This is a genomic window from Rothia amarae (genome assembly GCF_042677725.1).
Taxonomy (GTDB): Bacteria; Actinomycetota; Actinomycetes; order Actinomycetales; family Micrococcaceae; genus Rothia; species Rothia amarae.
In genome coordinates this window covers 85,008-107,033 of record NZ_JBHUCN010000006.1, presented here as the reverse complement: position 1 = coordinate 107,033, position 22,026 = coordinate 85,008, and the positions used below count along the sequence as shown (strand labels likewise).

Below are 22,026 nucleotides of genomic sequence, written 5' to 3'. Positions count from 1 at the left end.
ACCGAAGCAGGATTTAGATATCTCCGTAGCCGTCTTCGTCATCGTGCATACGAGCAAGTTCAAAACCGGGAGGTGAATCCTTGAGTGCTAGACCAAGCTCGGTAAGCTTCGCCTTGACCTCATCGATAGACTTTGCACCGAAGTTACGAATATCCATAAGATCCGCTTCACTGCGTGCAACGAGCTCACCCACGGTGTGGATGCCCTCACGCTTAAGGCAGTTGTAGGAACGTACTGACATTTCGAGATCTTCAATCGGAAGAGCAAGATCAGCAGCCATTGATTCGTCAGCAGGTGACGGACCAACCTCAATACCTTCAGCTGCGGTATTGAGTTCGCGTGCCAAGCCGAACAGCTCAACCAGGGTGCTACCTGCCGATGCGACTGCATCGCGAGGAGCAATAGCTTCCTTGGTTTCGACGTCCAAAGTAAGGGAGTCGAAGTCAGTGCGCTGCTCCACACGAGTTGCATTCACACGGAATGTAACCTTCAGAACGGGTGAGTAAATGGAGTCAACCGGGATACGGCCAACTTCGCTATCTCCGCTCTTGTTCTGAGCTGCTGAAACGTAGCCGCGACCACGCTCAATAGTCAGCTCAGCGTCGAAGTTTGCTCGTGAGTTCAGGTGCGCAATGTGCAAATCCTGGTTGTGGATCTCCACACCTGCGGGAACCTCGATGTCTGCTGCGGTGAGTTCACCTTCACCCTGCTTGCGCAGGTATGCAACAACAGGTTCATCGTTCTCAGATGAAATTGAAAGCTGCTTGAGATTCAAGATGATTTCAGTGACATCTTCGGTAACGCCCTCAACGGTGCTAAATTCATGCAGCACGCCATCGATGCGAATGCTGGTTACAGCGGCACCGGGGATTGATGAGAGCAGGGTTCGACGAAGCGAGTTACCCAGGGTGTAGCCGAAGCCCGGTTCGAGGGGCTCGATGGTGAAGCGAGAGCGGTTTTCCGCTACTACTTCTTCACTCAAAGTGGGGCGCTGTGCAATAAGCACGATGTTTCCTTTCGGTGAGCATCCGCTATATGAGCTCACAGGGTTGGGAAAACAAGGGATAAGGAAGCAGACGAAGCAGTCTGTCCAATGATCACCTAGCCTTGGGCTGGGTAACCGCCCGGACGGATCCGGGAGACGGCATCAATTAGACGCGGCGACGCTTCGGAGGACGGCAACCGTTGTGTGCAACGGGGGTAACGTCCTGAATCGAACCAACTTCCAGGCCGGTAGCCTGAAGTGAGCGGATTGCGGTTTCGCGACCTGAGCCCGGGCCCTTAACGAATACGTCTACCTTACGAACACCATGTTCCTGAGCGCGCTTTGCAGCGGTTTCAGCAGCCATCTGTGCAGCATAAGGAGTTGACTTGCGTGAGCCCTTGAAGCCCATTTCGCCAGCTGAGGACCATGAAATAACAGCACCGGTAGGATCGGTAATCGATACGATGGTGTTGTTAAAAGTTGACTTAATGTGTGCCTGACCGGCAACAATATTCTTGCTTACCTTGCGGCGGCCAGCAGTTTTACGTGCCGCTGCGCGAGTCTTGGGAGGCATGTATTGATTCTCCTACAAAGGTTGGTTATACGTTGGTTCAACGAAGAAATTGTTGAACTGAAACAACGCGTTATTACTTCTTCTTACCAGCGACAGTACGCTTGGGACCCTTACGGGTACGTGCGTTGGTCTTGGTACGCTGACCGTGAACCGGAAGACCGCGACGGTGACGCAGACCCTGGTAGCTACCAATTTCGACCTTACGACGAATGTCAGCAGCAACCTCACGGCGAAGGTCACCTTCAACCTTGTAGTTACCTTCGATGAAGTCACGAAGTGCAACGAGCTGCGAATCATCAAGATCCTTTACCCGTACATCGGGGCTAACGCCAGTTGCCTCGAGTGCTTCGTGAGCACGGGTCTTGCCCACGCCGTAAATGTAAGTAAGAGCTACTTCCACGCGCTTTTCGCGGGGAAGATCGACTCCAGCGAGACGTGCCATATTGGCTGTTCTCCTTATTTGTTTCAGAGGTCTATGGCATCACTGCCCGAGAGTATTCTCGGTCCCCGGCCTCTGGATCCGGAGGTATCCCATCAAAAGAGAGGAGCGGTGCCTATATCATTATTTGTCCCTAAGGACTCAAGCAGTCAACAGCTAAATTAGCCCTGGCGCTGCTTGTGACGCGGGTTTTCGCAGATCACCATGACATTGCCTTTACGGCGAATCACTTTGCACTTATCGCAGATCGGCTTAACGCTCGGCTTGACCTTCATCGCATTCCTTTGCGTTGATTGCAATTCTTTGCATTGATTGATTTACGGGATAAGAGGTTTCCGTTGGAACACGTTACCCCTTAACATGAAATGCACGCCGGCAAACCGACGTAAACTTCATGGGCTTATTTGTAGCGGTAGACGATACGACCACGTGAGAGGTCGTAAGGAGACAGTTCCACTACAACCCGATCCTCGGGGAGAATTCGAATGTAGTGCTGACGCATTTTTCCTGAGATGTGCGCAAGAACCTTGTGTCCGTTATCTAGCTCAACGCGGAACATTGCGTTGGGTAGAGCTTCTACTACAGAACCTTCAATCTCAATGACGCCGTCTTTTTTGGCCATATCCTCCGCTAACGTCGGTGTTCGTAACGTCCGCCACGAACAACAGTTTGATAGTTGAATTGTCTTTCAGCGCGCACAAAGTACACGGTAGTGACAACCAACTATCAAGTGTACGGGAACTATTCTTAAAAGTTAACTGGTTTCTCGTCACATTAACTGCGGGCAGCAGTTTTCGCTTTACTCCTGAGCGGCCAACTGACCACAGGCGCCGTCGATATCGGAACCTCTCGTATCCCGGATGGTCGTCGGTATCCCGTGAGCACGCAGTCGTTCTACAAAGTTTTGTTCTACACCCTTACGGGATGCTGTCCATTTTGACCCTGGAGTGGGGTTGAGTGGGATGGGGTTAACATGAACCCAACCGCGCCCACGCGATGCAAGTTTTTTGCCGAGGAGGTCAGCACGCCATCCTTGATCGTTGATGTCTTTGATGAGGGCGTACTCGATAGAGATGCGGCGGCCCGTGGTGCGGTAGTAGCTGTAGGCGGCATCCAGCGCTTCATCTACTTTCCAGTGAGTGTTGATGGGGATAAGCTCGTCGCGTAGTTCATCATCAGGTGCATGAAGAGAGAGCGCCAGAGTGATGGGAAGCTTTTCCATTTCAAATTTACGCATACCGGGTACCAGTCCAACGGTGGACATTGTGAGTCCACGCGCAGAAATACCTAGTCCTTCAGGAGCAGGGTCAATCAGACGGTGGACTGCTCCCATGGTGCGTTTATAATTCGCTAGAGCTTCGCCCATGCCCATAAAGACGATGTTGGAGACTCGCAAAGGACGCGTATCCTCGTGCCCATCCTCAGCCTGTTCGATGCCCTTCATCTGCTGCAGATAGCGCGCACCTGCCACAACCTGTTCTACAATTTCTGCGGTAGAAAGGTTTCGGGTGAGGCCCTGCTGCCCAGTGGCGCAGAAAGGGCAGTTCATTCCACAACCTGCTTGCGAGGAGATACACATGGTCACGCGATTTTGGTAGCGCATAATCACGGACTCCACCAAGGCACCGTCGAACAGACGGTGAACAATCTTGAGGGTATCGCCGCCGTCTGCCTCTAACGTACGAACGTTGGTTAGCAGCTTGGGCATAGCTTTAGCTACCATCTCCTCGCGATCGGCGGCAGGAAGGTCAGTCATTTGAGCGGGATCATCAATGAGCCTTTCAAAATAATGCTTTGAAAGCTGAGACGCGCGGAATGGCTTATAGCCTAGCTCTTCCAGGAACTTCTTGCGTCCTGCCATATCGAAGTCCGCAATATGAGACGGGGGTTGTTCTCGTCGAGGAGCTTTAAGGGCGATTTGACCTGGTTCAGGGCGTATGGTTGAAATTTCAACCGGTACTTTAGTGGTTTCAGTCATGTTCATGTTCCTTCCGCTGTCTATTCAGTTTCTTGAACTGAGCAATTAGACCGATAGCGAGGTAAAAAGTATTAGGCAAGAATGGGTTTGACGGTAACTCCAAGTTTAGACAATTCCGATGCTCCGCCATCTTCTGCCGTGAGAACCCAAATACCATCAGAGTGGATAGCAACGGAATGTTCCCACTGGCAGGCGTCGCCGCCGTCATTGGTTTTGATTGTCCAGTCGTCTGCTAGCACGTGTGTCTCAATCGAGCCGGTCACTAGCATGGGCTCTATAGCGAGGGCCATCCCCTTTTTCAAGCGGGGGCCAAGATCTCTAGCGGCATAGTTCAGGACGTCGGGAGCCATGTGCATGGAAGTACCGATGCCGTGCCCGACAAAGTCTTCAATAATTCCGTACTTATCGCCAGTTTCTTCACGGACGAACTGTTCGATAGCTACGCCGATTTCACCGACTTTTCGAGCACTGGCAACAGCAGCGATTCCATGCCACAGAGCCGCTCGGGTAATTTCAGAAAGCTCACGTCGCTCTGCAGATGCATTCCCTACCATTACGGTGCGGGCAGAATCGCCATTCCAAGTTTTACCCGTTGCAGGGTCGGTGAGTACCGCTCCCCCATCGATGGAAACCATATCCCCCGCGAGCAGCTCTCGGGGTCCAGGAATCCCATGAACTACTTCGTCATTGACAGAAGCACAAATCATCGCCGGATAATCGTAATATCCCAAGAAATTTGAAGTAGCACCATTGGCAGTGATTATCTCCCGGAAGGCAGAATCCAAATCTGCAGTGGTCTTCCCAGGAGCAACAGCTGCAACCGCCGCATCCAATGCACGAGAAGTGACGACTCCAGCCTTAACCATCCAAGCTAGCTGAGCATCAGTTTTGTATTCAATACGGCGCACTCTTACTCCTTCTTATGCTAGATTTCCTGTCTAGCAAACCTGTCCATCTTCATTTAAACGGCTGTGCCCCCGCAATGACCGGGGGCACAGTGCTCATAAATTTATTTCAAAGCGTCTAACAAACGCTCTGTAACTTCATCAATTTCGCCGAGACCGTTTACTTCTTTAATCAGACCGCGTTCACGATAAATTGACAACAACGGAGCGGTCTCTTTTTCATAAACGTTCAGACGGTGGCGAATGACTTCTTCATTGTCATCTGTACGTCCTTGCTCAGCGGCACGACCCAAAAGACGCTGTACGAGCTCCTCATTATCCGCAACAAGAAGCAGAACCTGATCAATTTCCTCATTATTCTCAGCGAGGATGGTATCAAGTTCGTGAACCTGCTCCGGGTTACGAGGATAGCCATCTAGCAGGAAACCATCCTTGGTGTCGTCTTCTGCTAAACGAGCACGAACCATCTTATTCGTTACTGAATCTGGAACCAGATTTCCAGAATCGATGTAGCTCTTAGCTTCTTTTCCGAGATCGGTCTCTTCCTTGATGTTCTTACGGAAGATATCGCCAGTAGAAATAGCAGGAATCGAAAGCTGTTCAGAAATCTTCACAGCCTGGGTGCCTTTACCGGCACCGGGAGGACCAATAATCAACAAACGGTTCATCGGAGCAATCCTTCATAGTTTCTTTGTTGGAGCTGAGCGTCAATCTGCTTCACAGTATCTAGACCAACGCCGACCACGATTAGCAGCGATGCACCGCCAAACGGGAAGTTCTGATTAGCGTTGAACAGAATGAGAGCTACCAGCGGAATCATTGCAATAACAGCAAGGTAGAGAGCGCCAGGAAGGGTAATACGGTTCAACACATACGTGAGGTAACGTTCCGTGGGCTTACCTGCACGCACACCAGGAATAAACCCACCATACTTCTTCATGTTGCCTGCAACTTCTTCTGTATTGAACGTGATGGAAACGTAGAAGTATGCGAAGCCGAGAATGAGCAAGAAGTACAGAGCAATATAGAGCGGATGATCACCCTTGACCAAATAGTCATTAATCCAAGAAACCCAAGCCGGCGGCGGAGTACCGTCAGATGGAGTATTGAACTGAGCCAGAAGACCAGGAATCATCAACAACGATGAAGCGAAAATCAATGGAATAACACCAGCCATATTGACCTTCAACGGAATATAAGTTGAAGTACCGCCAATGGTGCGGCGTCCAATCATTCGCTTTGCATACTGAACAGGAATGCGACGCTGAGACTGCTCCACGAACACGACGGCGATGATTACGAGCAGCCCCACTGCACAAACAGCGGCGAAAATCCCCCAGCCATTGGCAGTTGCAATATTACCCATTGCGGTGGGGAACGATGCAGCGATTGAAGTGAAAATGAGCAGGGACATACCGTTGCCCACGCCCTTTTCAGTAATCTGTTCACCCAACCACATGATGACGCCTGTACCGGCAGTCAACGTGATAACTATCAGTAAAATATTGATAAAGCTATCGTCGGGGATAATCGGCAGGGGGCAGTTACCCAGTAGTGTGCCAGATCGTGCCAACGAAATAATAGTGGTGGAGTTCAACAAAGCCAGCAGAATCGTCAAATAACGAGTGTACTGAGTAAGCTTTGTCTGACCTTGTGCACCTTCTTCATGCAACTCTTGGAAACGTGGAATCACCACGCGCAACAGCTGAACGATAATCGATGCGGTGATGTACGGCATCACGCCTAGAGCAAAAATAGATAGTTGCAATAGGGCGCCGCCGCTGAATAGATTCACCATGTCGTAAACTCCGCCGGTAGTGTTACCTAGAGCCAGACATTGTTGAACGTTGCCGTAAGAGATACCGGGAGCAGGAATGAAAACGCCTATCCGATAAATTACGATAATGCCAACGGTGAACAGCAGCTTACGCCGCAAATCGGGGGTTTTGAATGCCCGTCCGAACGCGCCAAGCACATGTCCTCCTGAAAAATTGGGAAGTCAATATATTTGATAGCGCATCAAAAAGGGCGCACAAAATCAAACAATTAACACATCATTTTTAGTTTAGCTGGTTAAAACAGCAATTGGGGACACCGGAGGAGATATGCCCATAATGTCAATGCTCACTCTTATCCCCTCCCCACGAGAAATAAAGATCCTCCGCTCCCCAAAGGGAACGGAGGATCTTTCATAGTTTTCAGTAACTCACGTTACTCACAAACTACTTGACGGTTACAGAACCGCCAGCTGCCTCAATCTTTTCGATTGCGGACTTGGATGCCTTATCAACGGTGACGTTAACCTTGACGGAGATGTCGCCGTTACCAAGAACCTTAACCAGTTCGTTCTTACGAACTGCGCCCTTTTCAATAAGCGTGTCAACAGTTACGTCGCCACCCTCGGGGAAAAGTTCCGAAATACGATCCAGGTTTACAACCTGGTATTCGGTGCGGAAGGGGTTCTTGAAGCCACGCAGCTTGGGAAGACGCATGTGCAGCGGAAGCTGACCGCCTTCGAAGCCAGGACGAACCTGGTAGCGTGCCTTGGTACCCTTGGTGCCGCGACCTGCAGTTTTACCCTTCGAGCCTTCACCGCGGCCTACGCGGGTCTTTGCTTTGTGGGCACCCGGAGCGGGGCGCAAGTCGTGAATCTTGATAGCTTCGTTATTGATCTCTGCCATCTTTATTTGACCTCCTCAACCTTCACCAGGTGAGCAACGGTGTTAACCATGCCGCAGGTGACGGGGTCTGCAGTACGAACAACCTTGTTACCGGGGCGCTTAAGACCCAAGGAACGAAGGGTGTCACGCATGTTCTGCTTCTGGCCGACGTAAGACTTGAGCTGAGTAATCTCAAGCTGAGCGTCGCTGGGCTGAATTCGCTTACCGGTCATTACGCACCTGCCTTTTCAGACTTGGACTTGAGCAAGAAGCTCGGGATGACCTCATCGTTAGGCAGACCGCGACGTGCCGCAACAGCTACGGGCTCTTCAAGCATCTTGAGAGCTGCGATAGTTGCCTTCACAATGTTGATCTGGTTCGAAGAACCGAGTGATTTGGAGAGCACATCGTGGATACCTGCTGCTTCGAGTACCGCGCGAACGGGACCACCAGCGATAACACCGGTACCTGCGGTTGCGGGACGAAGCATTACAACGCCAGCGGCTGCTTCACCCTGCACACGGTGAGGAATGGTGCGATCTTCGATGCGGGGAATGCGGAAGAAATTCTTTTTCGCTTCCTCAACACCCTTGGCAATAGCTGCAGGAACTTCTTTAGCCTTGCCGTATCCAACGCCAACCATACCCTGGCCGTCTCCAACAACGACAAGTGCGGTGAAGCTGAAGCGACGACCACCCTTGACGACCTTGGAAACGCGGTTGATGGTTACAACGCGCTCAATGAACTTGTCTTTCTCTTCATCGCGACCGCGGTTGTTGCGACGCTCACCGCCACGGTTTCCGCGACGTTCACCGCCACGGTTGTTGCGGCGATCTTCAGAGGAAGACTTCTCGGTGGTTTCAACTGCTTCTGCGGTTGTTTCAGTCACCTGAGTTTCCTTTTCGTTTACTGCCTGCTCGCTCATTAGAGTGCCAGACCTCCTTCGCGTGCGCCTTCAGCAACTGCAGCTACACGACCGTGGTACTTGTTGCCACCGCGATCGAAGACAACAGCTTCAACGCCTGCTGCCTTGGCGCGCTCTGCAGCGAGCTCACCAACGCGCTTAGCCTTAGCGGTCTTGTCCAAATCAGCGTTACGAAGATCAGCTTCCATGGTGGAGGCGTATGCCAAGGTCTTGCCCTGAACATCGTCGATAACCTGAACGAACATGTGACGGGTTGAGCGTGTAACGCTCAAACGGGGACGTGCAGCGGTGCCAGATACGTACTTGCGAACGCGTGCGTGACGACGTGCGCGTGCAACTGACTTTGTTTTGATAGCCATTATTACTTACCAGCCTTTCCGACCTTGCGGCGGATCTGCTCGCCTTCGTAGCGAACGCCCTTACCCTTATAGGGGTCAGGCTTACGTAGACCATGAATGTTAGCAGCGACCTGTCCGACCTGCTGCTTATTGATGCCGGAAACGGTCAGCTTATTCTGGCCCTCTACAGTAAAGGTGATTCCCTCAGGAGCCTTAATGGAGATGGGGTGTGAATAACCGAGAGCGAACTCAAGATCCTGGCCTTTGGCTGCCACACGGTAACCGGTACCAATGATTTCAAGCTTCTTCGTGTATCCCTCAGTAACACCGATGATCATGTTGTTGATCAAGGTGCGTGAAAGACCGTGCAGGGCACGTGATTCGCGCTCGTCATTGGGGCGGGAAACGGTGATGGTGCCGTCTTCCTGAGCAACAGTGATCGGTGCAGAAATCTCGCGGGATAGTTCGCCCTTGGGACCCTTCACAGAAACGTTGTTGCCGTCAATTTTTACCTCAACGCCGGCAGGAACCGAGATGGGGAGACGTCCAATACGTGACATTTACTCTTCCTTTCTCTTCTACCGACTACCAGATGTAAGCGACGACTTCGCCGCCAACACCCTTCTTCGCAGCCTGCTTGTCAGTAAGCAGACCTGAAGAGGTGGATAGGATTGCGATGCCGAGGCCACCGTGTACCTGAGGTAGGTTGGTGGATTTTGCGTATACACGCAGACCCGGCTTGGAAATACGGCGTACGCCTACGATGGAGCGTTCGCGCTGGGGACCGAACTTCAGAGCCAAGGTAAGAGTCTTGCCTACCTTTGCGTCTTCAACTTCGAAATTAGCAATGTAGCCTTCAGACTTCAGGATCTCAGCGATGTGACCCTTCAGTTTGGAAAAAGGCATAGATACGGTGTCGTGATGTGCTGAGTTTGCGTTACGCAAACGGGTCAGCATATCTGCGACAGGATCTGTCATAGTCATGTGGGCTCTTGCCCTTCCTCATTGCGGTTTCCTCATCCGTTGCTGGTTAATCAGCGGGAGGGACCTACAACGTAGTCGTTACTTGGTTTTGAACGGGAAGCCAAGCGCCTTAAGTAGTGCGCGGCCTTCGTCATCGGTCTTTGCGGAGGTAACAATGGTGATGTCCATACCGCGAACGCGATCGATGGAATCCTGATCGATTTCGTGGAACATTGACTGTTCGGTCAAACCGAAGGTGTAGTTACCATTGCCGTCGAACTGCTGATCCGAGAGACCGCGGAAGTCGCGGATACGGGGCAGAGCGAGAGTGATCAGACGATCAAGGAATTCCCACATGCGATCGCCACGAAGAGTGACGTGCGCGCCGATGGGCTGACCTTCACGCAACTTGAACTGCGCAATTGACTTCTTTGCACGAGTTACAAGAGGCTTCTGACCGGTAATCGCGGTCAAGTCGCGGATTGCGCCGTCCATGAGCTTTGCGTCGCGTGCTGCTTCGCCAACGCCCATGTTAACTACAACCTTTACGAACTTAGGTGCCTGCATAACGTTGGAGTAGTTGAACTCCTCCTGAAGTGCAGGGGTAACCTCTTCGTTGAACTTGGTCTTAAAACGAGGGGTGATCTTGGTTTCGGTCATTAGATGTCCTTACCTGAGCTCTTAGCAACACGTACACGCTTGGTGCGAGTCTTGCCGTTGATCTCTTCAGTCTCGAGGCGGAAGCCAACGCGAGTGGGCTTCTTGGTCTCTGGATCAACGATTGCAACGTTAGAAACGTGAATCGGAGCTTCAACCTTTTCAATGCCACCGGCAACACCGGTCATTGGGTTTGCCTTGTTGTGCTTGGTGACAATCTTGACACCTTCGACAATGACGCGATTTTCTTTAGGGATAACGCGCAGAACTTTACCCTGCTTGCCCTTATCAGCGCCGGAAATAACCTGAACCAGGTCACCTGACTTGATTTTAGCCATGAGTTACAGCACCTCCGGAGCGAGCGAGATAATCTTCATGAACTTCTTATCGCGCAGCTCGCGACCGACTGGGCCGAAGATACGGGTGCCGCGAGGATCACCATCAGTATTTTTGATGATGACTGCGGAGTTCTCATCGAACTTAATGTAGGAACCGTCTGCACGACGAGTTTCCTTCTTGGTGCGGACGACAACCGCCTTGACGACGTCGCCCTTCTTTACGGTACCGCCAGGAATTGCATCCTTAACGGTTGCGACGATGATGTCGCCAATACCTGCGTAACGACGCGCAGATCCACCGAGAACACGGATGGTCAGGATTTCCTTCGCACCGGTGTTATCAGCAACCTTGAGTCGTGACTCTTGCTGAATCATATTTCTCCTGTCGTCTCGCCGGTTCCGACCGCACGGTATGTTGTGGGCCAGCCTTGCGGAACATTTTTACGGGATGTGTTGACGCACCGGTCCCGACGATCCTGATTCAGAGGAAGCGGGTTGGCGGATACGCCTAGGATTTAGCCATGCCAGGAACATCTGACCCGCAATAAAGCGGGAGTACCCGCATTTGGCGGCATTATGCTTTGGCACGAAAAAATCCGTGGTTGCGTGGAATTATCCACACAGACCTAAAACTCTATCAGGGTTTATTCATCTTCAAAAGAGTTTTGCCCCACACACAGGCAGGAACCCACTGTGATATCCACCGTATTGGGTCAAAAATAGCCCTCCCCTGCTTTCGCGGGGAAGGGCTATCTATATTGTGTAAGACAAGCTCAAAAAGACTTACTTAGCCTTTTCGATAATCTCGACGACGCGCCAACGCTTGGTAGCGGAGAGCGGACGAGTCTCAGCCAAACGAACAAGGTCGCCAACGCCAGCAGTATTCTGCTCGTCATGTGCCTTGATCTTGGAAGTCTGAGTCAAGATCTTGCCATACAGACCGTGCTTTACGCGATCCTCAACTTCAACAACTACGGTCTTGTCCATTTTGTCGGACGTTACGTAGCCGCGGCGAGTCTTGCGGTAATTACGCTCTTCGTTAGTTACTTCACTCACTTGGCTTCACCTTCGGTTGAGGGTCGAATACCGAGTTCGCGCTCACGCAGCACAGTGTAAACACGTGCGATATCGCGCTTTACGGAACGAATTCGACCGGGATTTTCAAGCTGACCGGTGGCTGCCTGGAAACGGAGGTTGAAAAGTTCCTCCTTTGACTTACGCAGCTCTTCTGATAGAGCCTCATCAGAAAGCTCAACGAGCTTATCGATGCTCAGATCCTTTGATCCAACTGCCATTTCGCTTACTCACCACCTTCGCGACGCACAACGCGTGCCTTCATCGGGAGCTTGTGAATCGCAAGGCGCATTGCTTCGCGAGCCACTTCTTCGGACACACCGGAGAGTTCAAACATGACTCGACCGGGCTTGACGTTTGCAACCCACCATTCGGGTGAACCCTTACCGGAACCCATACGGGTTTCAGCAGGCTTCTTGGTCAAGGGACGGTCAGGGAAGATGTTAATCCATACCTTACCGCCGCGCTTGATGTGGCGGGTCATTGCGATACGTGCAGCTTCAATCTGACGGTTGGTGACGTATGCGGGAGTAAGAGCCTGAATGCCCCACTCACCGAAAGTTACCTCGGTTCCGCCTTTTGCCATACCCGAACGCTTGGGGTGGTGCTGCTTACGATATTTTACTCGACGGGGAATAAGCATTTATGCCTCACCGTTTTCTGCAGTCTTGGCTTCAGTGTTAGCTGAAGCGTTGTCATTACGACGCTCACGACGAGGGCCACGGTTGCCGCCAGGACGACGACGGTCGTTGCCACGGCGGTCTCCACCACGACGATTACCGGCGGCAGCCTGCTGTGCAGCAAGTTCCTTGTCGGTCAAATCGCCCTTGTAGATCCATACCTTCACGCCGATGCGGCCGAAAGTGGTCTTAGCTTCGAAGAAACCGTAATCAATGTTCGCACGCAGGGTATGCAGAGGCACACGACCTTCGCGATAGAACTCTGAACGTGACATTTCAGCGCCGCCCAAACGACCTGCACACTGGATGCGAATACCCTTAGCGCCGGCACGCTGTGCTGACTGGATTGCCTTCTTCATAGCGCGGCGGAAAGCAACGCGTGATGCGAGCTGTTCTGCAACGCCCTGAGCTACGAGCTGAGCGGACAGATCAGGCTGAGCAACTTCGAGAATGTTCAGCTGAATCTGCTTGTTGGTTAGCTTCTCGAGCTCACCGCGGATGCGGTCAGCTTCTGCGCCACGGCGACCGATAACGATACCGGGGCGTGCAGTGTGGATATCCACACGAACGCGGTCACGAGTACGCTCGATTTCAACCTTGGCGATACCTGCGCGCTCCATACCCTCGGAGAGGAGCTCGCGGATCTTGACGTCTTCACGAACGAAGTCCGAGTAACGCTCGCCTTCCTTGGCGGAATCAGCGAACCACTTGGAAACGTGGTTAGTGGTGATGCCAAGTCGGAAACCGTTAGGGTTAATCTTCTGTCCCATTTAGCGGCCCTCCTCCTTTTCGGGGGTAGCGACTACCACAGTGATGTGGCTGGTGCGCTTGTTGATGCGGAATGCGCGACCCTGTGCACGAGGCTGAAAACGCTTCATGGTGGGTCCTTCATCCACAAATGCTTCACTGATGAAAAGCTCTTCTTCCTTGAAGGATTCGCCTGAAGCGGATGCCTTGGAGCGAGCGTTTGCAACAGCTGATGCAACGATCTTGAATACCGGTTCCGAAGCGCCCTGAGGAGCGAACTTCAGAATTGCCAGAGCCTCTTCCGCTTGCTTACCACGGATCAGGTTGACGACTCGGCGTGCCTTCATAGGCGTTACGCGTACATAGCGCGCTGATGCCTTAGCTTCCATTGCCTATCTTTCTTTCGTCTTGGTTCGAAAGGAAAAACGTTCTTATATCGGAAAACCGATATTAGCGACGCTTACCCTTACGATCGTCCTTCACGTGGCCACGGAAAGTGCGGGTCTGAGCAAACTCACCGAGTTTGTGTCCGACCATCGACTCAGTGATGAACACGGGTACGTGCTTGCGTCCGTCATGAACTGCAATGGTATGTCCGAGCATGTCGGGAATAATCATTGAGCGACGTGACCAAGTCTTGATTACATTCTTGGTGCCCTTCTCGTTCTGAGCTGCAACCTTTAGGAAAAGGTGCTGATCGACGAAAGGACCCTTTTTCAAACTACGAGGCATGTTCTAGGCTCCTTAGCGCTTCTTGCCAGTACGACGGCGACGAACAATGAGCTTGTCGCTTTCCTTGTTGGGGCGACGAGTACGACCCTCGGGCTTACCATTCTGGTTAACCGGATGACGACCGCCAGAAGTCTTACCTTCACCACCACCGTGCGGGTGATCAACAGGGTTCATGACAACACCACGAACGGTCGGGCGGATGCCCTTCCAGCGGTTGCGTCCTGCTTTACCCCAGTTGATGTTTGCCTGCTCGGCGTTACCAACTGCACCAACGGTTGCGCGGCAACGAACATCTACGTTGCGGATTTCGCCTGAAGGCAAACGCAGCTGAGCGTAGCGACCTTCACGAGCAACAAGCTGAATAGATGCGCCAGCGGAGCGGCCCATCTTGGCTCCGCCACCGGGGCGAAGTTCTACAGCGTGAATAACAGTACCCACGGGGATGTTGCGCAAAGGCAGGTTGTTACCAGGCTTAATGTCAGCTGACGGACCTGATTCAACGATGTCGCCCTGGCTCAAACGGTTGGGAGCGATGATGTAACGCTTGGTGCCATCGACGTAATGCAACAGTGCGATACGAGCGGTACGGTTTGGATCGTACTCGATGTGTGCAACGCGTGCGTTTACGCCGTCCTTGTCATGACGACGGAAGTCGATGAGACGGTACTGGCGTTTGTGTCCACCGCCCTTGTGACGGGTGGTGATACGGCCGGTGTTGTTACGACCGCCGGTCTTTGAAAGCGGACGAAGCAGGGACTTCTCCGGGGTTGAACGGGTGATTTCTGCGAAATCAGCAACGCTCGAACCGCGGCGACCCGGGGTCGTCGGCTTGTGTTTACGAATACCCATTTAGTATTTCTTTCCTTCGCTAAAGTGGTCTCCGCGGGACTATGCCTGCGGACCGCCGAAGAGGTCGATGGTGCCTTCTGAAAGAGTCACAATCGCGCGCTTGGTACTCTTACGAGTACCCCAGCCAAAGCGAGTGCGCTTGCGCTTGCCCTGGCGGTTTGCGGTGTTGACGGAAGCAACCTTGACGTCGAAAATTTCTTCGATAGCCTGCTTGATTTCCAGCTTGTTTGAGCTGGGGTCAACGAGGAAGGTGTACTTACCTTCATCGAACTGACCATAGCTCTTTTCCGACACGACGGGAGCAATGATCACGTCGCGGGGATTCTTGTTGATAGAGACGCTCATTACTTAGCAGCCCCCTTCTTAGCCTTGGATGCAACTGCGACGAATACGTCGTATGCGTCCTTGGTGAAGATGACGTCGTCAGAAACCAGCACATCGTAAGTGTTGAGCTGATCTGCGTAAAGAACGTGTACCTTCTCCAGGTTGCGTGCTGACAGCGCTACTGCATCTTCCTTGCGGTCGATAACCAACAGAACGTTCTTACGTGAAGTGATCGAAGCAATTGATGCCTTGATTGCCTTGGTGGAAGGAGTGTTACCTTCTACCAAGTTCTCAACAACACTGATGCGACCGTTACGTGCACGATCTGAAAGCGCGCCGCGAAGTGCAGCTGCAATCATCTTTTTGGGAGTACGCTGTGCGTAGTTACGAGGGGTCGGGCCGTGTACAACGCCACCACCAGTCATGTGGGGTGCACGGATTGAGCCCTGACGTGCGCGGCCGGTGCCCTTCTGCTTGAAAGGCTTGCGACCTGCGCCCGAAACTTCGCCGCGGTTTTTGGTTTTATGGGTACCCTGGCGTGCTGCAGCGAGCTGAGCTACAACTACCTGGTGAAGCAAAGGCACAGATGCCTGAGCGTCAAACAGGTCAGCAGGCAGGTCTACCTTGACAGTATTGACAGCCATTGTATTTAGGCTCCCTTCACAGCGGTGCGGACCAAAACAACGCCGCCCTTAGGACCGGGGATAGCACCCTTGATCAAAAGAACATTGTTTTCGGTATCTACACCCTGGATAGTCAGGTTCATAGTGGTGTGACGGTTTGCACCCATACGACCAGCCATACGCATACCCTTGAATACGCGTGCGGGGTAGGATGCGCCACCGATTGAGCCAGGCTTACGGTGGTTCTTGTGGGCACCGTGTGATGCGCCAACACCTGCGAAGCCGTGACGCTTCATAACGCCGGCGAAACCTTTACCCTTGGTCTTGCCTACAACGTCTACCTTCTGGCCTTCTGCGAAGAGCTCTACGGACAGTTCCTGTCCGAGGGAGTACTCTGCAGCATCAGAAGTGCGGAGTTCAACGAGGTGACGGCGAGGGGTTACGCCTGCTTTCTCGAAGTGACCAGCCAAAGGCTTGGTGACCTTGCGAGAATCGATTGCACCGAAACCGATCTGAACAGCTTCATAGCCATCGGTGTCTTTGTTGCGCAGCTGGGTGACGACGTTAGAATCAGCCTTAACGACGGTAACGGGAATGAACTTGCCGTTCTCGTCCCAGACCTGAGTCATGCCGAGCTTTGTGCCCAACAGGCCTTTCACCTGGCGCTCAAATTTGTTAGTCATTTAGATGCGATCCTCTACAGCTTGATTTCGATGTTCACGTCTGCCGGAAGGTCAAGACGCATGAGGGCATCAACAGCCTTAGGGGTCGGATCAACGACGTCGATCAGACGCTTGTGCGTGCGCATTTCGAAATGCTCGCGGCTGTCCTTGTACTTGTGAGGCGAACGAATAACGCAGTAAACGTTCTTTTCGGTCGGAAGGGGTACGGGGCCCACTACCGTCGCGCCTGCACGCGTAACTGTCTCAACGATTTTCCGTGCTGAAGAATCAATGACCTCGTGGTCGTAAGACTTCAGACGGATGCGGATTTTCTGTCCCGCCATCTGTCGGACTCTCTTTCTTGAAGTACTTCCCTGTAACGGGGCAATGCCCCTTTTTAGGCGCTTAAGGTAAAGAGCATCTGTACACTCTTTCGCGCCGCCTGATGCAAGCTGAATCCGAATAATTCCGGGTTCCTCAACTCACTCAAGCACCGACCCCCGAACTCGGGCGTGTCGCATATATTATGCGCACTAATCCCTCGATCAGTCAGAACCGGGTCATATTTGGTCTTACTACTTCATTCAGCACAACCTCTGTGCTGCAAGTTTTCGCATAGATTCAAGAAGAATAAGCTAATCAAACGTAGTAAGCGCTTGAACAACGTGTTCTATTCTTACAGAGCTACCGTCCGCTTGCAACCCCTTTCTTGGATTAGTGCCTAGCTTCACACCTAATATGCAATATTAAACAAAAGATGCCCCGAGCTAGTACTCGGAGCATCTTTTCAACTAGCCTGAGCCAGTTCGCGTCTTACATCAATTACTTGATGATCTTGGTTACGCGACCTGAACCAACGGTGCGGCCACCCTCACGGATAGCGAAACCGAGGCCCTCTTCCATAGCGATGGGCTGGATGAGCTCAACGGTCATCTCAGTGTTATCGCCAGGCATAACCATTTCGGTACCCTCAGGAAGAGTGATAACGCCGGTTACGTCAGTTGTACGGAAGTAGAACTGAGGACGGTAGTTTGAGTAGAAGGGGTTGTGGCGTCCGCCTTCATCCTTGGAAAGGATGTAGACGTTAGCTTCGAAGTCGGTGTGGGGGGTGATGGAGCCGGGAGCTACAACAACCTGGCCACGCTCAACGTCGTCGCGCTTTAGACCACGAAGAAGCAGACCACAGTTCTCGCCTGCCCATGCTTCGTCGAGCTGCTTGTGGAACATCTCGATACCGGTAACGGTGGTCTTCTGGATGGGGCGAATACCTACGATTTCAACTTCAGAGTTGATTGCGAGGGTACCACGCTCTGCACGGCCGGTTACAACGGTACCGCGACCGGTGATGGTGAAGACGTCCTCGATAGGCATGAGGAAGGGCTTGTCGGTTTCACGAACGGGGTCCGGAATGTAGTCGTCGACAGCTTCCATGAGCTCTTCGATCTTTGCAACCCACTCAGGGTCGCCTTCAAGAGCCTTGAGAGCAGAAACGCGGATAACGGGAGCGTCATCGCCATCGAATTCCTGTGAGGAAAGCAGATCGCGAACTTCCATCTCGACGAGGTCGAGAAGCTCTTCGTCATCAACCATGTCTGACTTGTTGAGTGCAACAAGCAGGGTGGGAACGCCAACCTGGCGAGCAAGAAGAACGTGCTCGCGGGTCTGTGCCATGGGGCCGTCAGTTGCAGCAACAACGAGGATTGCGCCGTCCATCTGAGCAGCACCGGTGATCATGTTCTTGACATAGTCAGCGTGGCCGGGAGCGTCAACGTGTGCGTAGTGGCGCTTCTCGGTCTGGTACTCAATGTGAGCAATGTTAATGGTAATACCGCGCTGGCGCTCTTCAGGAGCGGAGTCGATCATACCGAAGTCGCGCTGCTCGTTCAGATCAGGGTACTTTTCAGCAAGAACCTTGGAGATAGCAGCGGTAAGGGTGGTCTTACCGTGGTCAACGTGACCAATGGTACCAACGTTTACGTGAGGCTTGGAGCGCTCGAACTTAGCCTTAGCCAAGGGTGTTCCTCCTAGAACGAAATTGAAAAACATGCACTCGGGTTTCTCACCGGCGCAGTCCGTTTATAAAACGGTCTAGCGTCTACATTAGCGGATTACGCCGGTGAGGAGAAACCTTTGTGAGATTTCAATAGTTTATTTTTAGTAAATTAGATGCGGCTCACATAGTGGAACCGCGCGAGGCGATTATTCGCCGCGGTTCTTCTGGATGATTTCGTCAGCAACTGCCTTGGGAACCTCAGAGTAGCTATCGAAAGTCATCGAGTAAACTGCACGACCCTGAGTCTTTGAACGCAGGTCGCCAATGTAACCGAACATTTCAGAAAGCGGTACGTTAGCGTGAACAATCTTCACACCAGCGGCGTCTTCCATGGACTGAATGTGGCCGCGGCGAGAGTTAAGGTCGCCGATAACATCGCCCATGTACTCCTCAGGAGTACGAACTTCAACAGCCATCAAAGGTTCCAACAGTACGGGGTTAGCGCGACGTGCGCCTTCCTTGAATACCATGGAGCCAGCAATCTTGAAGGCCATTTCAGAGGAGTCAACGTCGTGGTAAGCGCCGTCGATAAGGGTAGCCTTCACACCAACAACAGGGTAACCTGCGAGGATACCAAGCTGCATAGCGTCCTGGATACCGTGGTCAACGGAAGGAATGTATTCACGAGGAACACGACCACCGGTCACAACGTTGTCAAACTCGTACAGTTCTTCAGAATCGAGAGGAATAGGTTCGAATGAAACCTGAACCTTCGCAAACTGACCTGAACCACCGGTCTGCTTCTTGTGAGTGTAGTCGACCTTTTCAACAGCCTTCTTGATGGTCTCGCGGTAAGCAACCTGAGGCTTACCAACGTTAGCCTCAACCTTGAACTCACGCTTCATGCGATCCACGATGATGTCAAGGTGAAGCTCACCCATACCGCCGATTTCAGTCTGACCGGTTTCATCGTTCAAAGAAACGGTGAAGGTGGGGTCTTCAGCTGAAAGCTTCTGAATAGCGGTTGACATCTTTTCCTGGTCACCCTTGGTCTTAGGCTCAATTGCCACGAAGATCACGGGAGCGGGGAAGCTCATGGACTCAAGAACGATGGGATTTGCGATATCGCACAAGGTATCACCGGTGGTGGTGTCCTTCAGACCAATCGCTGCGTAGATGTGACCTGCCTGAATCTCTTCAACAGGGTTCTCCTTGTTGGAGTGCATCTGGAAAAGCTTACCGATGCGCTCTTTCTTACCCTTAGTGGAGTTAAGAACCTGCTGACCTGATGACGCCTTACCCGAGTAAACGCGGATGTAGGTGAGCTGACCGTAGAACGGGTGAGCTGCAACCTTGAACGCCAAAGCTGAGAAAGGCTCGTCAGAGTTAGGCTTACGAGTAAGCTCCTTTTCTTCGTCCTTGGGATCGTGACCGACCATTGCTTCGACCTCAATTGGTGAAGGCAGATAATCGATAACAGCATCGAGCATCGGCTGCACGCCGCGGTTCTTGAATGCAGAACCACAGAATACGGGGTATGCTTCGTTGTTCACGGTGAGCTTGCGAATGCCAGCCTTGAGTTCCTCAATGGTGAGTTCTTCACCTTCGAGGTACTTTTCCATGAGCTCTTCCGAAGACTCAGCAACAGTCTCTACGAGCTGGTTGCGGTACTCTTCAGCGCGTTCCTTGAGATCCTCGGGAATCTCACGAGTTTCGTAGGAAGCACCCATAGTAACGTCGCCCTTGGCGTCGCCAGGCCATACAAATGCCTGCATAGTAAGCAAGTCAACAACACCCACGAAGTCGTTTTCAGCGCCGATGGGGAGCTGCATAACGAGAGGGGTTGCGCCCAGACGCTTAACGATGGTGTCTACAGTGAAGTAGAAATCTGCACCAAGCTTGTCCATCTTGTTGACGAAGCAGATACGAGGAACTTCATACTTATCAGCCTGACGCCAAACGGTCTCAGACTGAGGCTCAACGCCTTCTTTACCATCGAATACTGCTACCGCACCGTCGAGAACACGCAGTGAACGCTCAACTTCAACGGTGAAGTCAACGTGACCGGGGGTATCGATGATGTTAATCTGGTTGCCTTTCCAGAAGCAGGTAGTTGCAGCAGACGTAATAGTAATGCCGCGTTCCTGTTCCTGAGCCATCCAGTCCATAGTTGAAGCGCCATCGTGAGTCTCACCGATTTTGTGGTTAATACCGGTGTAGAACAGAATGCGTTCAGTAGTGGTGGTCTTACCGGCGTCAATGTGCGCCATAATACCAATATTGCGGACCTTCTTGAGGTCTGTAAGCACGTCTTGTGCCACTTGAATCTCCCTTTGTGAGATACTCCGAAAGCCTGTCGAAGATGGAAAACCATTTCGACAGGCTATTCAGAGAAATTACCAGCGGTAATGTGCAAAAGCCTTGTTGGACTCTGCCATCTTGTGAGTGTCTTCGCGACGCTTCACAGCGGCACCGAGACCATTGGATGCATCCAAAATCTCGTTCATGAGACGCTCGGTCATTGTCTTTTCGCGGCGCAGCTTGGAGAAGCCAACCAACCAACGAAGAGCCAAAGCAGTTGCGCGGCCGGAGCGAACCTCAACAGGTACCTGGTAGGTTGCGCCACCGACGCGGCGTGAGCGAACTTCGAGTGAAGGACGGATGTTATCCATTGCCTTCTTGAGAGTTGCTACGGGCTCAGAACCGGTTTTCTTTTCAACGCCTTCGAGTGCACCGTATACGATACGCTCTGCAACGGAACGCTTACCGTCCTGAAGAACCTTGTTAATAAGCTGGGTTACCAGCGGCGAACCGTAAACCGGGTCGTTGACGAGAGGACGCTTGGGAGCGGGACCTTTACGAGGCATTACTTCTTCTCCTTCTTAGCGCCGTAGCGGGAGCGGGCCTGGCCGCGTCCCTTTACACCCTGGGTATCCAGAGCACCACGAACGATCTTGTAACGAACACCGGGGAGGTCCTTCACACGGCCACCGCGCACAAGCACGATGGAGTGTTCCTGAAGGTTGTGACCTTCACCGGGAATGTAAGCGGTTACTTCAACGCCGCCGTTGAGCTTCACACGAGCAACCTTGCGGAGTGCCGAGTTAGGCTTCTTAGGGGTTGTGGTGTATACGCGAACGCATACGCCACGCTTCATGGGGCTGCCCTTCAGTGCGGGCGCCTTGGTCTTTACGACCTTGGGAGTCCGGCCCTTACGGACCAGCTGCTGAATTGTAGGCACATTATCTCCTGATAATCGGACTGATTTTCACAGCCCTACGTATTTTTACCTCAGTTTTATCTTTTGCTCAGACAACTAATGTTGTGAAGTCTGTTTCGAAAAAACGTCTCAAACTTGAGATGAATCTTTGAAATCCAAGCCTTCGCACAGGCTGAAAACTTGTGGGCACGCGAAAAATTGGCATTTAGGAGTCAGGTCAAAATGACCAACACCAAAGGACTGTATCCATACTGCCATTGATTCGAAGCCCACCTTAGTCTTCTTACAACTGAGACGTTGATAGCAAATGCACTGAGTTACCCTGCATTTAGAACTGAGACTAAGTACTTCGTAGAAAAC

General features: G+C 52.2%; 33 protein-coding genes. All 33 read right to left on the bottom strand.

Annotated features, from left to right (window positions below; genetic code table 11):
- Positions 1 to 13: 13 nt before the first annotated feature.
- Positions 14 to 1,006 (bottom strand): DNA-directed RNA polymerase subunit alpha, encoded by a 993-nt coding sequence (locus tag ACFR81_RS03040; protein ID WP_068169508.1) that lies wholly within the window; start codon positions 1,004 to 1,006, stop codon positions 14 to 16.
- A 145-nt stretch (positions 1,007 to 1,151) separates the two neighbouring features.
- On the bottom strand, positions 1,152 to 1,559 hold the full coding sequence (gene rpsK / locus ACFR81_RS03035) for a 30S ribosomal protein S11 (protein ID WP_068169512.1): 408 nt from the start codon (positions 1,557 to 1,559) through the stop codon (positions 1,152 to 1,154).
- Positions 1,560 to 1,632: 73 nt separating this feature from the next.
- Positions 1,633 to 2,001, bottom strand: coding sequence for a 30S ribosomal protein S13 (gene rpsM / locus ACFR81_RS03030; protein WP_068169514.1), 369 nt, complete (start codon positions 1,999 to 2,001; stop codon positions 1,633 to 1,635).
- Positions 2,002 to 2,159: 158 nt separating this feature from the next.
- Complete coding sequence (gene rpmJ / locus ACFR81_RS03025) at positions 2,160 to 2,273, bottom strand: 50S ribosomal protein L36 (RefSeq protein ID WP_068169517.1); 114 nt, start codon at positions 2,271 to 2,273, stop codon at positions 2,160 to 2,162.
- A gap of 125 nt (positions 2,274 to 2,398) precedes the next feature.
- Positions 2,399 to 2,620 carry a translation initiation factor IF-1 gene (gene infA / locus ACFR81_RS03020; protein WP_005505018.1) on the bottom strand — a complete coding sequence of 74 codons (222 nt, stop codon included), beginning with the start codon at positions 2,618 to 2,620 and terminating at the stop codon, positions 2,399 to 2,401.
- Positions 2,621 to 2,797: 177 nt separating this feature from the next.
- Entirely contained in the window at positions 2,798 to 3,982 is a 1,185-nt protein-coding gene (rlmN, locus tag ACFR81_RS03015) for a 23S rRNA (adenine(2503)-C(2))-methyltransferase RlmN (protein WP_343876231.1), read from the bottom strand.
- A gap of 65 nt (positions 3,983 to 4,047) precedes the next feature.
- A complete protein-coding gene (gene map, locus ACFR81_RS03010; protein WP_343876232.1) occupies positions 4,048 to 4,884 on the bottom strand; it encodes a type I methionyl aminopeptidase in 837 nt (278 codons plus the stop codon).
- A 101-nt stretch (positions 4,885 to 4,985) separates the two neighbouring features.
- Positions 4,986 to 5,549 carry an adenylate kinase gene (locus ACFR81_RS03005; protein ID WP_068169528.1) on the bottom strand — a complete coding sequence of 188 codons (564 nt, stop codon included), beginning with the start codon at positions 5,547 to 5,549 and terminating at the stop codon, positions 4,986 to 4,988.
- Positions 5,546 to 6,856: a preprotein translocase subunit SecY gene (gene secY / locus ACFR81_RS03000; protein WP_068169531.1), complete on the bottom strand. Its 1,311-nt coding sequence runs from the start codon at positions 6,854 to 6,856 to the stop codon at positions 5,546 to 5,548. Before secY ends, ACFR81_RS03005 begins: the two co-directional genes overlap by 4 nt.
- A gap of 247 nt (positions 6,857 to 7,103) precedes the next feature.
- The gene (gene rplO, locus ACFR81_RS02995; RefSeq protein WP_068169533.1) at positions 7,104 to 7,562 is read right to left on the bottom strand and encodes a 50S ribosomal protein L15; all 459 of its coding nucleotides are present in this window, start codon (positions 7,560 to 7,562) and stop codon (positions 7,104 to 7,106) included.
- A gap of 2 nt (positions 7,563 to 7,564) precedes the next feature.
- Positions 7,565 to 7,774 (bottom strand): 50S ribosomal protein L30, encoded by a 210-nt coding sequence (rpmD, locus tag ACFR81_RS02990; RefSeq protein ID WP_068169536.1) that lies wholly within the window; start codon positions 7,772 to 7,774, stop codon positions 7,565 to 7,567.
- Entirely contained in the window at positions 7,774 to 8,466 is a 693-nt protein-coding gene (gene rpsE / locus ACFR81_RS02985; RefSeq protein ID WP_068169539.1) for a 30S ribosomal protein S5, read from the bottom strand. The genes rpmD and rpsE overlap by 1 nt, the downstream gene beginning before the upstream one ends.
- Positions 8,466 to 8,825, bottom strand: a complete 360-nt coding sequence (gene rplR / locus ACFR81_RS02980) for a 50S ribosomal protein L18 (RefSeq protein WP_343876233.1) — start codon at positions 8,823 to 8,825, stop codon at positions 8,466 to 8,468. Before rplR ends, rpsE begins: the two co-directional genes overlap by 1 nt.
- A gap of 2 nt (positions 8,826 to 8,827) precedes the next feature.
- Complete coding sequence (rplF, locus tag ACFR81_RS02975; RefSeq protein ID WP_068169544.1) at positions 8,828 to 9,364, bottom strand: 50S ribosomal protein L6; 537 nt, start codon at positions 9,362 to 9,364, stop codon at positions 8,828 to 8,830.
- A 25-nt stretch (positions 9,365 to 9,389) separates the two neighbouring features.
- Positions 9,390 to 9,788 (bottom strand): 30S ribosomal protein S8, encoded by a 399-nt coding sequence (rpsH, locus tag ACFR81_RS02970; protein WP_068169547.1) that lies wholly within the window; start codon positions 9,786 to 9,788, stop codon positions 9,390 to 9,392.
- 78 nt (positions 9,789 to 9,866) lie between these two features.
- Positions 9,867 to 10,427: a 50S ribosomal protein L5 gene (gene rplE, locus ACFR81_RS02965; protein ID WP_068169548.1), complete on the bottom strand. Its 561-nt coding sequence runs from the start codon at positions 10,425 to 10,427 to the stop codon at positions 9,867 to 9,869.
- Complete coding sequence (gene rplX, locus ACFR81_RS02960; RefSeq protein WP_068169550.1) at positions 10,427 to 10,762, bottom strand: 50S ribosomal protein L24; 336 nt, start codon at positions 10,760 to 10,762, stop codon at positions 10,427 to 10,429. Before rplX ends, rplE begins: the two co-directional genes overlap by 1 nt.
- 3 nt (positions 10,763 to 10,765) lie before the next feature.
- Entirely contained in the window at positions 10,766 to 11,137 is a 372-nt protein-coding gene (gene rplN, locus ACFR81_RS02955) for a 50S ribosomal protein L14 (protein ID WP_068169553.1), read from the bottom strand.
- Between the two features lie 408 nt (positions 11,138 to 11,545).
- Positions 11,546 to 11,818 (bottom strand): 30S ribosomal protein S17, encoded by a 273-nt coding sequence (rpsQ, locus tag ACFR81_RS02950; RefSeq protein WP_068169555.1) that lies wholly within the window; start codon positions 11,816 to 11,818, stop codon positions 11,546 to 11,548.
- Positions 11,815 to 12,057 carry a 50S ribosomal protein L29 gene (gene rpmC / locus ACFR81_RS02945; RefSeq protein WP_068169559.1) on the bottom strand — a complete coding sequence of 81 codons (243 nt, stop codon included), beginning with the start codon at positions 12,055 to 12,057 and terminating at the stop codon, positions 11,815 to 11,817. Before rpmC ends, rpsQ begins: the two co-directional genes overlap by 4 nt.
- A 5-nt stretch (positions 12,058 to 12,062) precedes the next feature.
- Positions 12,063 to 12,479 carry a 50S ribosomal protein L16 gene (gene rplP / locus ACFR81_RS02940; RefSeq protein WP_068169561.1) on the bottom strand — a complete coding sequence of 139 codons (417 nt, stop codon included), beginning with the start codon at positions 12,477 to 12,479 and terminating at the stop codon, positions 12,063 to 12,065.
- A complete protein-coding gene (rpsC, locus tag ACFR81_RS02935; protein ID WP_145175129.1) occupies positions 12,480 to 13,286 on the bottom strand; it encodes a 30S ribosomal protein S3 in 807 nt (268 codons plus the stop codon). It lies immediately after the preceding gene.
- Entirely contained in the window at positions 13,287 to 13,652 is a 366-nt protein-coding gene (rplV, locus tag ACFR81_RS02930) for a 50S ribosomal protein L22 (protein ID WP_068169567.1), read from the bottom strand.
- Positions 13,653 to 13,713: 61 nt separating this feature from the next.
- Positions 13,714 to 13,995 carry a 30S ribosomal protein S19 gene (gene rpsS, locus ACFR81_RS02925; protein WP_068169571.1) on the bottom strand — a complete coding sequence of 94 codons (282 nt, stop codon included), beginning with the start codon at positions 13,993 to 13,995 and terminating at the stop codon, positions 13,714 to 13,716.
- Positions 13,996 to 14,007: 12 nt separating this feature from the next.
- The gene (gene rplB / locus ACFR81_RS02920; protein WP_068169575.1) at positions 14,008 to 14,844 is read right to left on the bottom strand and encodes a 50S ribosomal protein L2; all 837 of its coding nucleotides are present in this window, start codon (positions 14,842 to 14,844) and stop codon (positions 14,008 to 14,010) included.
- Positions 14,845 to 14,883: 39 nt separating this feature from the next.
- Positions 14,884 to 15,189 (bottom strand): 50S ribosomal protein L23, encoded by a 306-nt coding sequence (gene rplW / locus ACFR81_RS02915; RefSeq protein WP_145175132.1) that lies wholly within the window; start codon positions 15,187 to 15,189, stop codon positions 14,884 to 14,886.
- Positions 15,189 to 15,812 carry a 50S ribosomal protein L4 gene (rplD, locus tag ACFR81_RS02910; RefSeq protein ID WP_068169581.1) on the bottom strand — a complete coding sequence of 208 codons (624 nt, stop codon included), beginning with the start codon at positions 15,810 to 15,812 and terminating at the stop codon, positions 15,189 to 15,191. The genes rplW and rplD overlap by 1 nt, the downstream gene beginning before the upstream one ends.
- 5 nt (positions 15,813 to 15,817) lie before the next feature.
- Positions 15,818 to 16,474, bottom strand: a complete 657-nt coding sequence (rplC, locus tag ACFR81_RS02905) for a 50S ribosomal protein L3 (RefSeq protein ID WP_068169586.1) — start codon at positions 16,472 to 16,474, stop codon at positions 15,818 to 15,820.
- Between the two features lie 14 nt (positions 16,475 to 16,488).
- Positions 16,489 to 16,797 (bottom strand): 30S ribosomal protein S10, encoded by a 309-nt coding sequence (rpsJ, locus tag ACFR81_RS02900; protein ID WP_068169589.1) that lies wholly within the window; start codon positions 16,795 to 16,797, stop codon positions 16,489 to 16,491.
- Positions 16,798 to 17,275: 478 nt separating this feature from the next.
- On the bottom strand, positions 17,276 to 18,466 hold the full coding sequence (gene tuf, locus ACFR81_RS02895; protein ID WP_068169718.1) for an elongation factor Tu: 1,191 nt from the start codon (positions 18,464 to 18,466) through the stop codon (positions 17,276 to 17,278).
- Positions 18,467 to 18,652: 186 nt separating this feature from the next.
- Positions 18,653 to 20,767, bottom strand: a complete 2,115-nt coding sequence (fusA, locus tag ACFR81_RS02890; RefSeq protein ID WP_068169592.1) for an elongation factor G — start codon at positions 20,765 to 20,767, stop codon at positions 18,653 to 18,655.
- Between the two features lie 75 nt (positions 20,768 to 20,842).
- Positions 20,843 to 21,313, bottom strand: coding sequence for a 30S ribosomal protein S7 (rpsG, locus tag ACFR81_RS02885; protein ID WP_068169594.1), 471 nt, complete (start codon positions 21,311 to 21,313; stop codon positions 20,843 to 20,845).
- Positions 21,313 to 21,687, bottom strand: coding sequence for a 30S ribosomal protein S12 (rpsL, locus tag ACFR81_RS02880; protein WP_068169596.1), 375 nt, complete (start codon positions 21,685 to 21,687; stop codon positions 21,313 to 21,315). Before rpsL ends, rpsG begins: the two co-directional genes overlap by 1 nt.
- Positions 21,688 to 22,026: the final 339 nt, after the last annotated feature.

What these genes read in the sequence shown, in the direction of transcription:
- rpsM (WP_068169514.1), bottom strand. Translation starts at nt 2,001, where the DNA reads ATGGCACGTCTCGCTGGAGTCGATCTTCCCCGCGAAAAGCGCGTGGAA.
- rpsJ (WP_068169589.1), bottom strand. Translation starts at nt 16,797, where the DNA reads ATGGCGGGACAGAAAATCCGCATCCGTCTGAAGTCTTACGACCACGAG.
- rplF (WP_068169544.1), bottom strand. Translation starts at nt 9,364, where the DNA reads ATGTCACGTATTGGACGTCTCCCCATCTCGGTTCCTGCCGGCGTTGAG.
- rlmN (WP_343876231.1), bottom strand. Translation starts at nt 3,982, where the DNA reads ATGAACATGACTGAAACCACTAAAGTACCGGTTGAAATTTCAACCATA.
- rpsG (WP_068169594.1), bottom strand. Translation starts at nt 21,313, where the DNA reads ATGCCTCGTAAAGGTCCCGCTCCCAAGCGTCCTCTCGTCAACGACCCG.
- rpmJ (WP_068169517.1), bottom strand. Translation starts at nt 2,273, where the DNA reads ATGAAGGTCAAGCCGAGCGTTAAGCCGATCTGCGATAAGTGCAAAGTG.
- rpsK (WP_068169512.1), bottom strand. Translation starts at nt 1,559, where the DNA reads ATGCCTCCCAAGACTCGCGCAGCGGCACGTAAAACTGCTGGCCGCCGC.
- rplE (WP_068169548.1), bottom strand. Translation starts at nt 10,427, where the DNA reads ATGACCGAAACCAAGATCACCCCTCGTTTTAAGACCAAGTTCAACGAA.
- rplV (WP_068169567.1), bottom strand. Translation starts at nt 13,652, where the DNA reads ATGGAAGCTAAGGCATCAGCGCGCTATGTACGCGTAACGCCTATGAAG.
- rpmC (WP_068169559.1), bottom strand. Translation starts at nt 12,057, where the DNA reads ATGGCAGTTGGATCAAAGGATCTGAGCATCGATAAGCTCGTTGAGCTT.
- rplO (WP_068169533.1), bottom strand. Translation starts at nt 7,562, where the DNA reads ATGGCAGAGATCAATAACGAAGCTATCAAGATTCACGACTTGCGCCCC.
- ACFR81_RS03005 (WP_068169528.1), bottom strand. Translation starts at nt 5,549, where the DNA reads ATGAACCGTTTGTTGATTATTGGTCCTCCCGGTGCCGGTAAAGGCACC.
- rplP (WP_068169561.1), bottom strand. Translation starts at nt 12,479, where the DNA reads ATGCTTATTCCCCGTCGAGTAAAATATCGTAAGCAGCACCACCCCAAG.
- rplB (WP_068169575.1), bottom strand. Translation starts at nt 14,844, where the DNA reads ATGGGTATTCGTAAACACAAGCCGACGACCCCGGGTCGCCGCGGTTCG.
- rplN (WP_068169553.1), bottom strand. Translation starts at nt 11,137, where the DNA reads ATGATTCAGCAAGAGTCACGACTCAAGGTTGCTGATAACACCGGTGCG.
- rplC (WP_068169586.1), bottom strand. Translation starts at nt 16,474, where the DNA reads ATGACTAACAAATTTGAGCGCCAGGTGAAAGGCCTGTTGGGCACAAAG.
- rplD (WP_068169581.1), bottom strand. Translation starts at nt 15,812, where the DNA reads ATGGCTGTCAATACTGTCAAGGTAGACCTGCCTGCTGACCTGTTTGAC.
- rpsE (WP_068169539.1), bottom strand. Translation starts at nt 8,466, where the DNA reads ATGAGCGAGCAGGCAGTAAACGAAAAGGAAACTCAGGTGACTGAAACA.
- rpsC (WP_145175129.1), bottom strand. Translation starts at nt 13,286, where the DNA reads ATGGGACAGAAGATTAACCCTAACGGTTTCCGACTTGGCATCACCACT.
- infA (WP_005505018.1), bottom strand. Translation starts at nt 2,620, where the DNA reads ATGGCCAAAAAAGACGGCGTCATTGAGATTGAAGGTTCTGTAGTAGAA.
- rplX (WP_068169550.1), bottom strand. Translation starts at nt 10,762, where the DNA reads ATGGCTAAAATCAAGTCAGGTGACCTGGTTCAGGTTATTTCCGGCGCT.
- rpsH (WP_068169547.1), bottom strand. Translation starts at nt 9,788, where the DNA reads ATGACTATGACAGATCCTGTCGCAGATATGCTGACCCGTTTGCGTAAC.
- rplR (WP_343876233.1), bottom strand. Translation starts at nt 8,825, where the DNA reads ATGGCTATCAAAACAAAGTCAGTTGCACGCGCACGTCGTCACGCACGC.
- rpmD (WP_068169536.1), bottom strand. Translation starts at nt 7,774, where the DNA reads ATGACCGGTAAGCGAATTCAGCCCAGCGACGCTCAGCTTGAGATTACT.
- rpsS (WP_068169571.1), bottom strand. Translation starts at nt 13,995, where the DNA reads ATGCCTCGTAGTTTGAAAAAGGGTCCTTTCGTCGATCAGCACCTTTTC.
- rplW (WP_145175132.1), bottom strand. Translation starts at nt 15,189, where the DNA reads ATGAGCGTCTCTATCAACAAGAATCCCCGCGACGTGATCATTGCTCCC.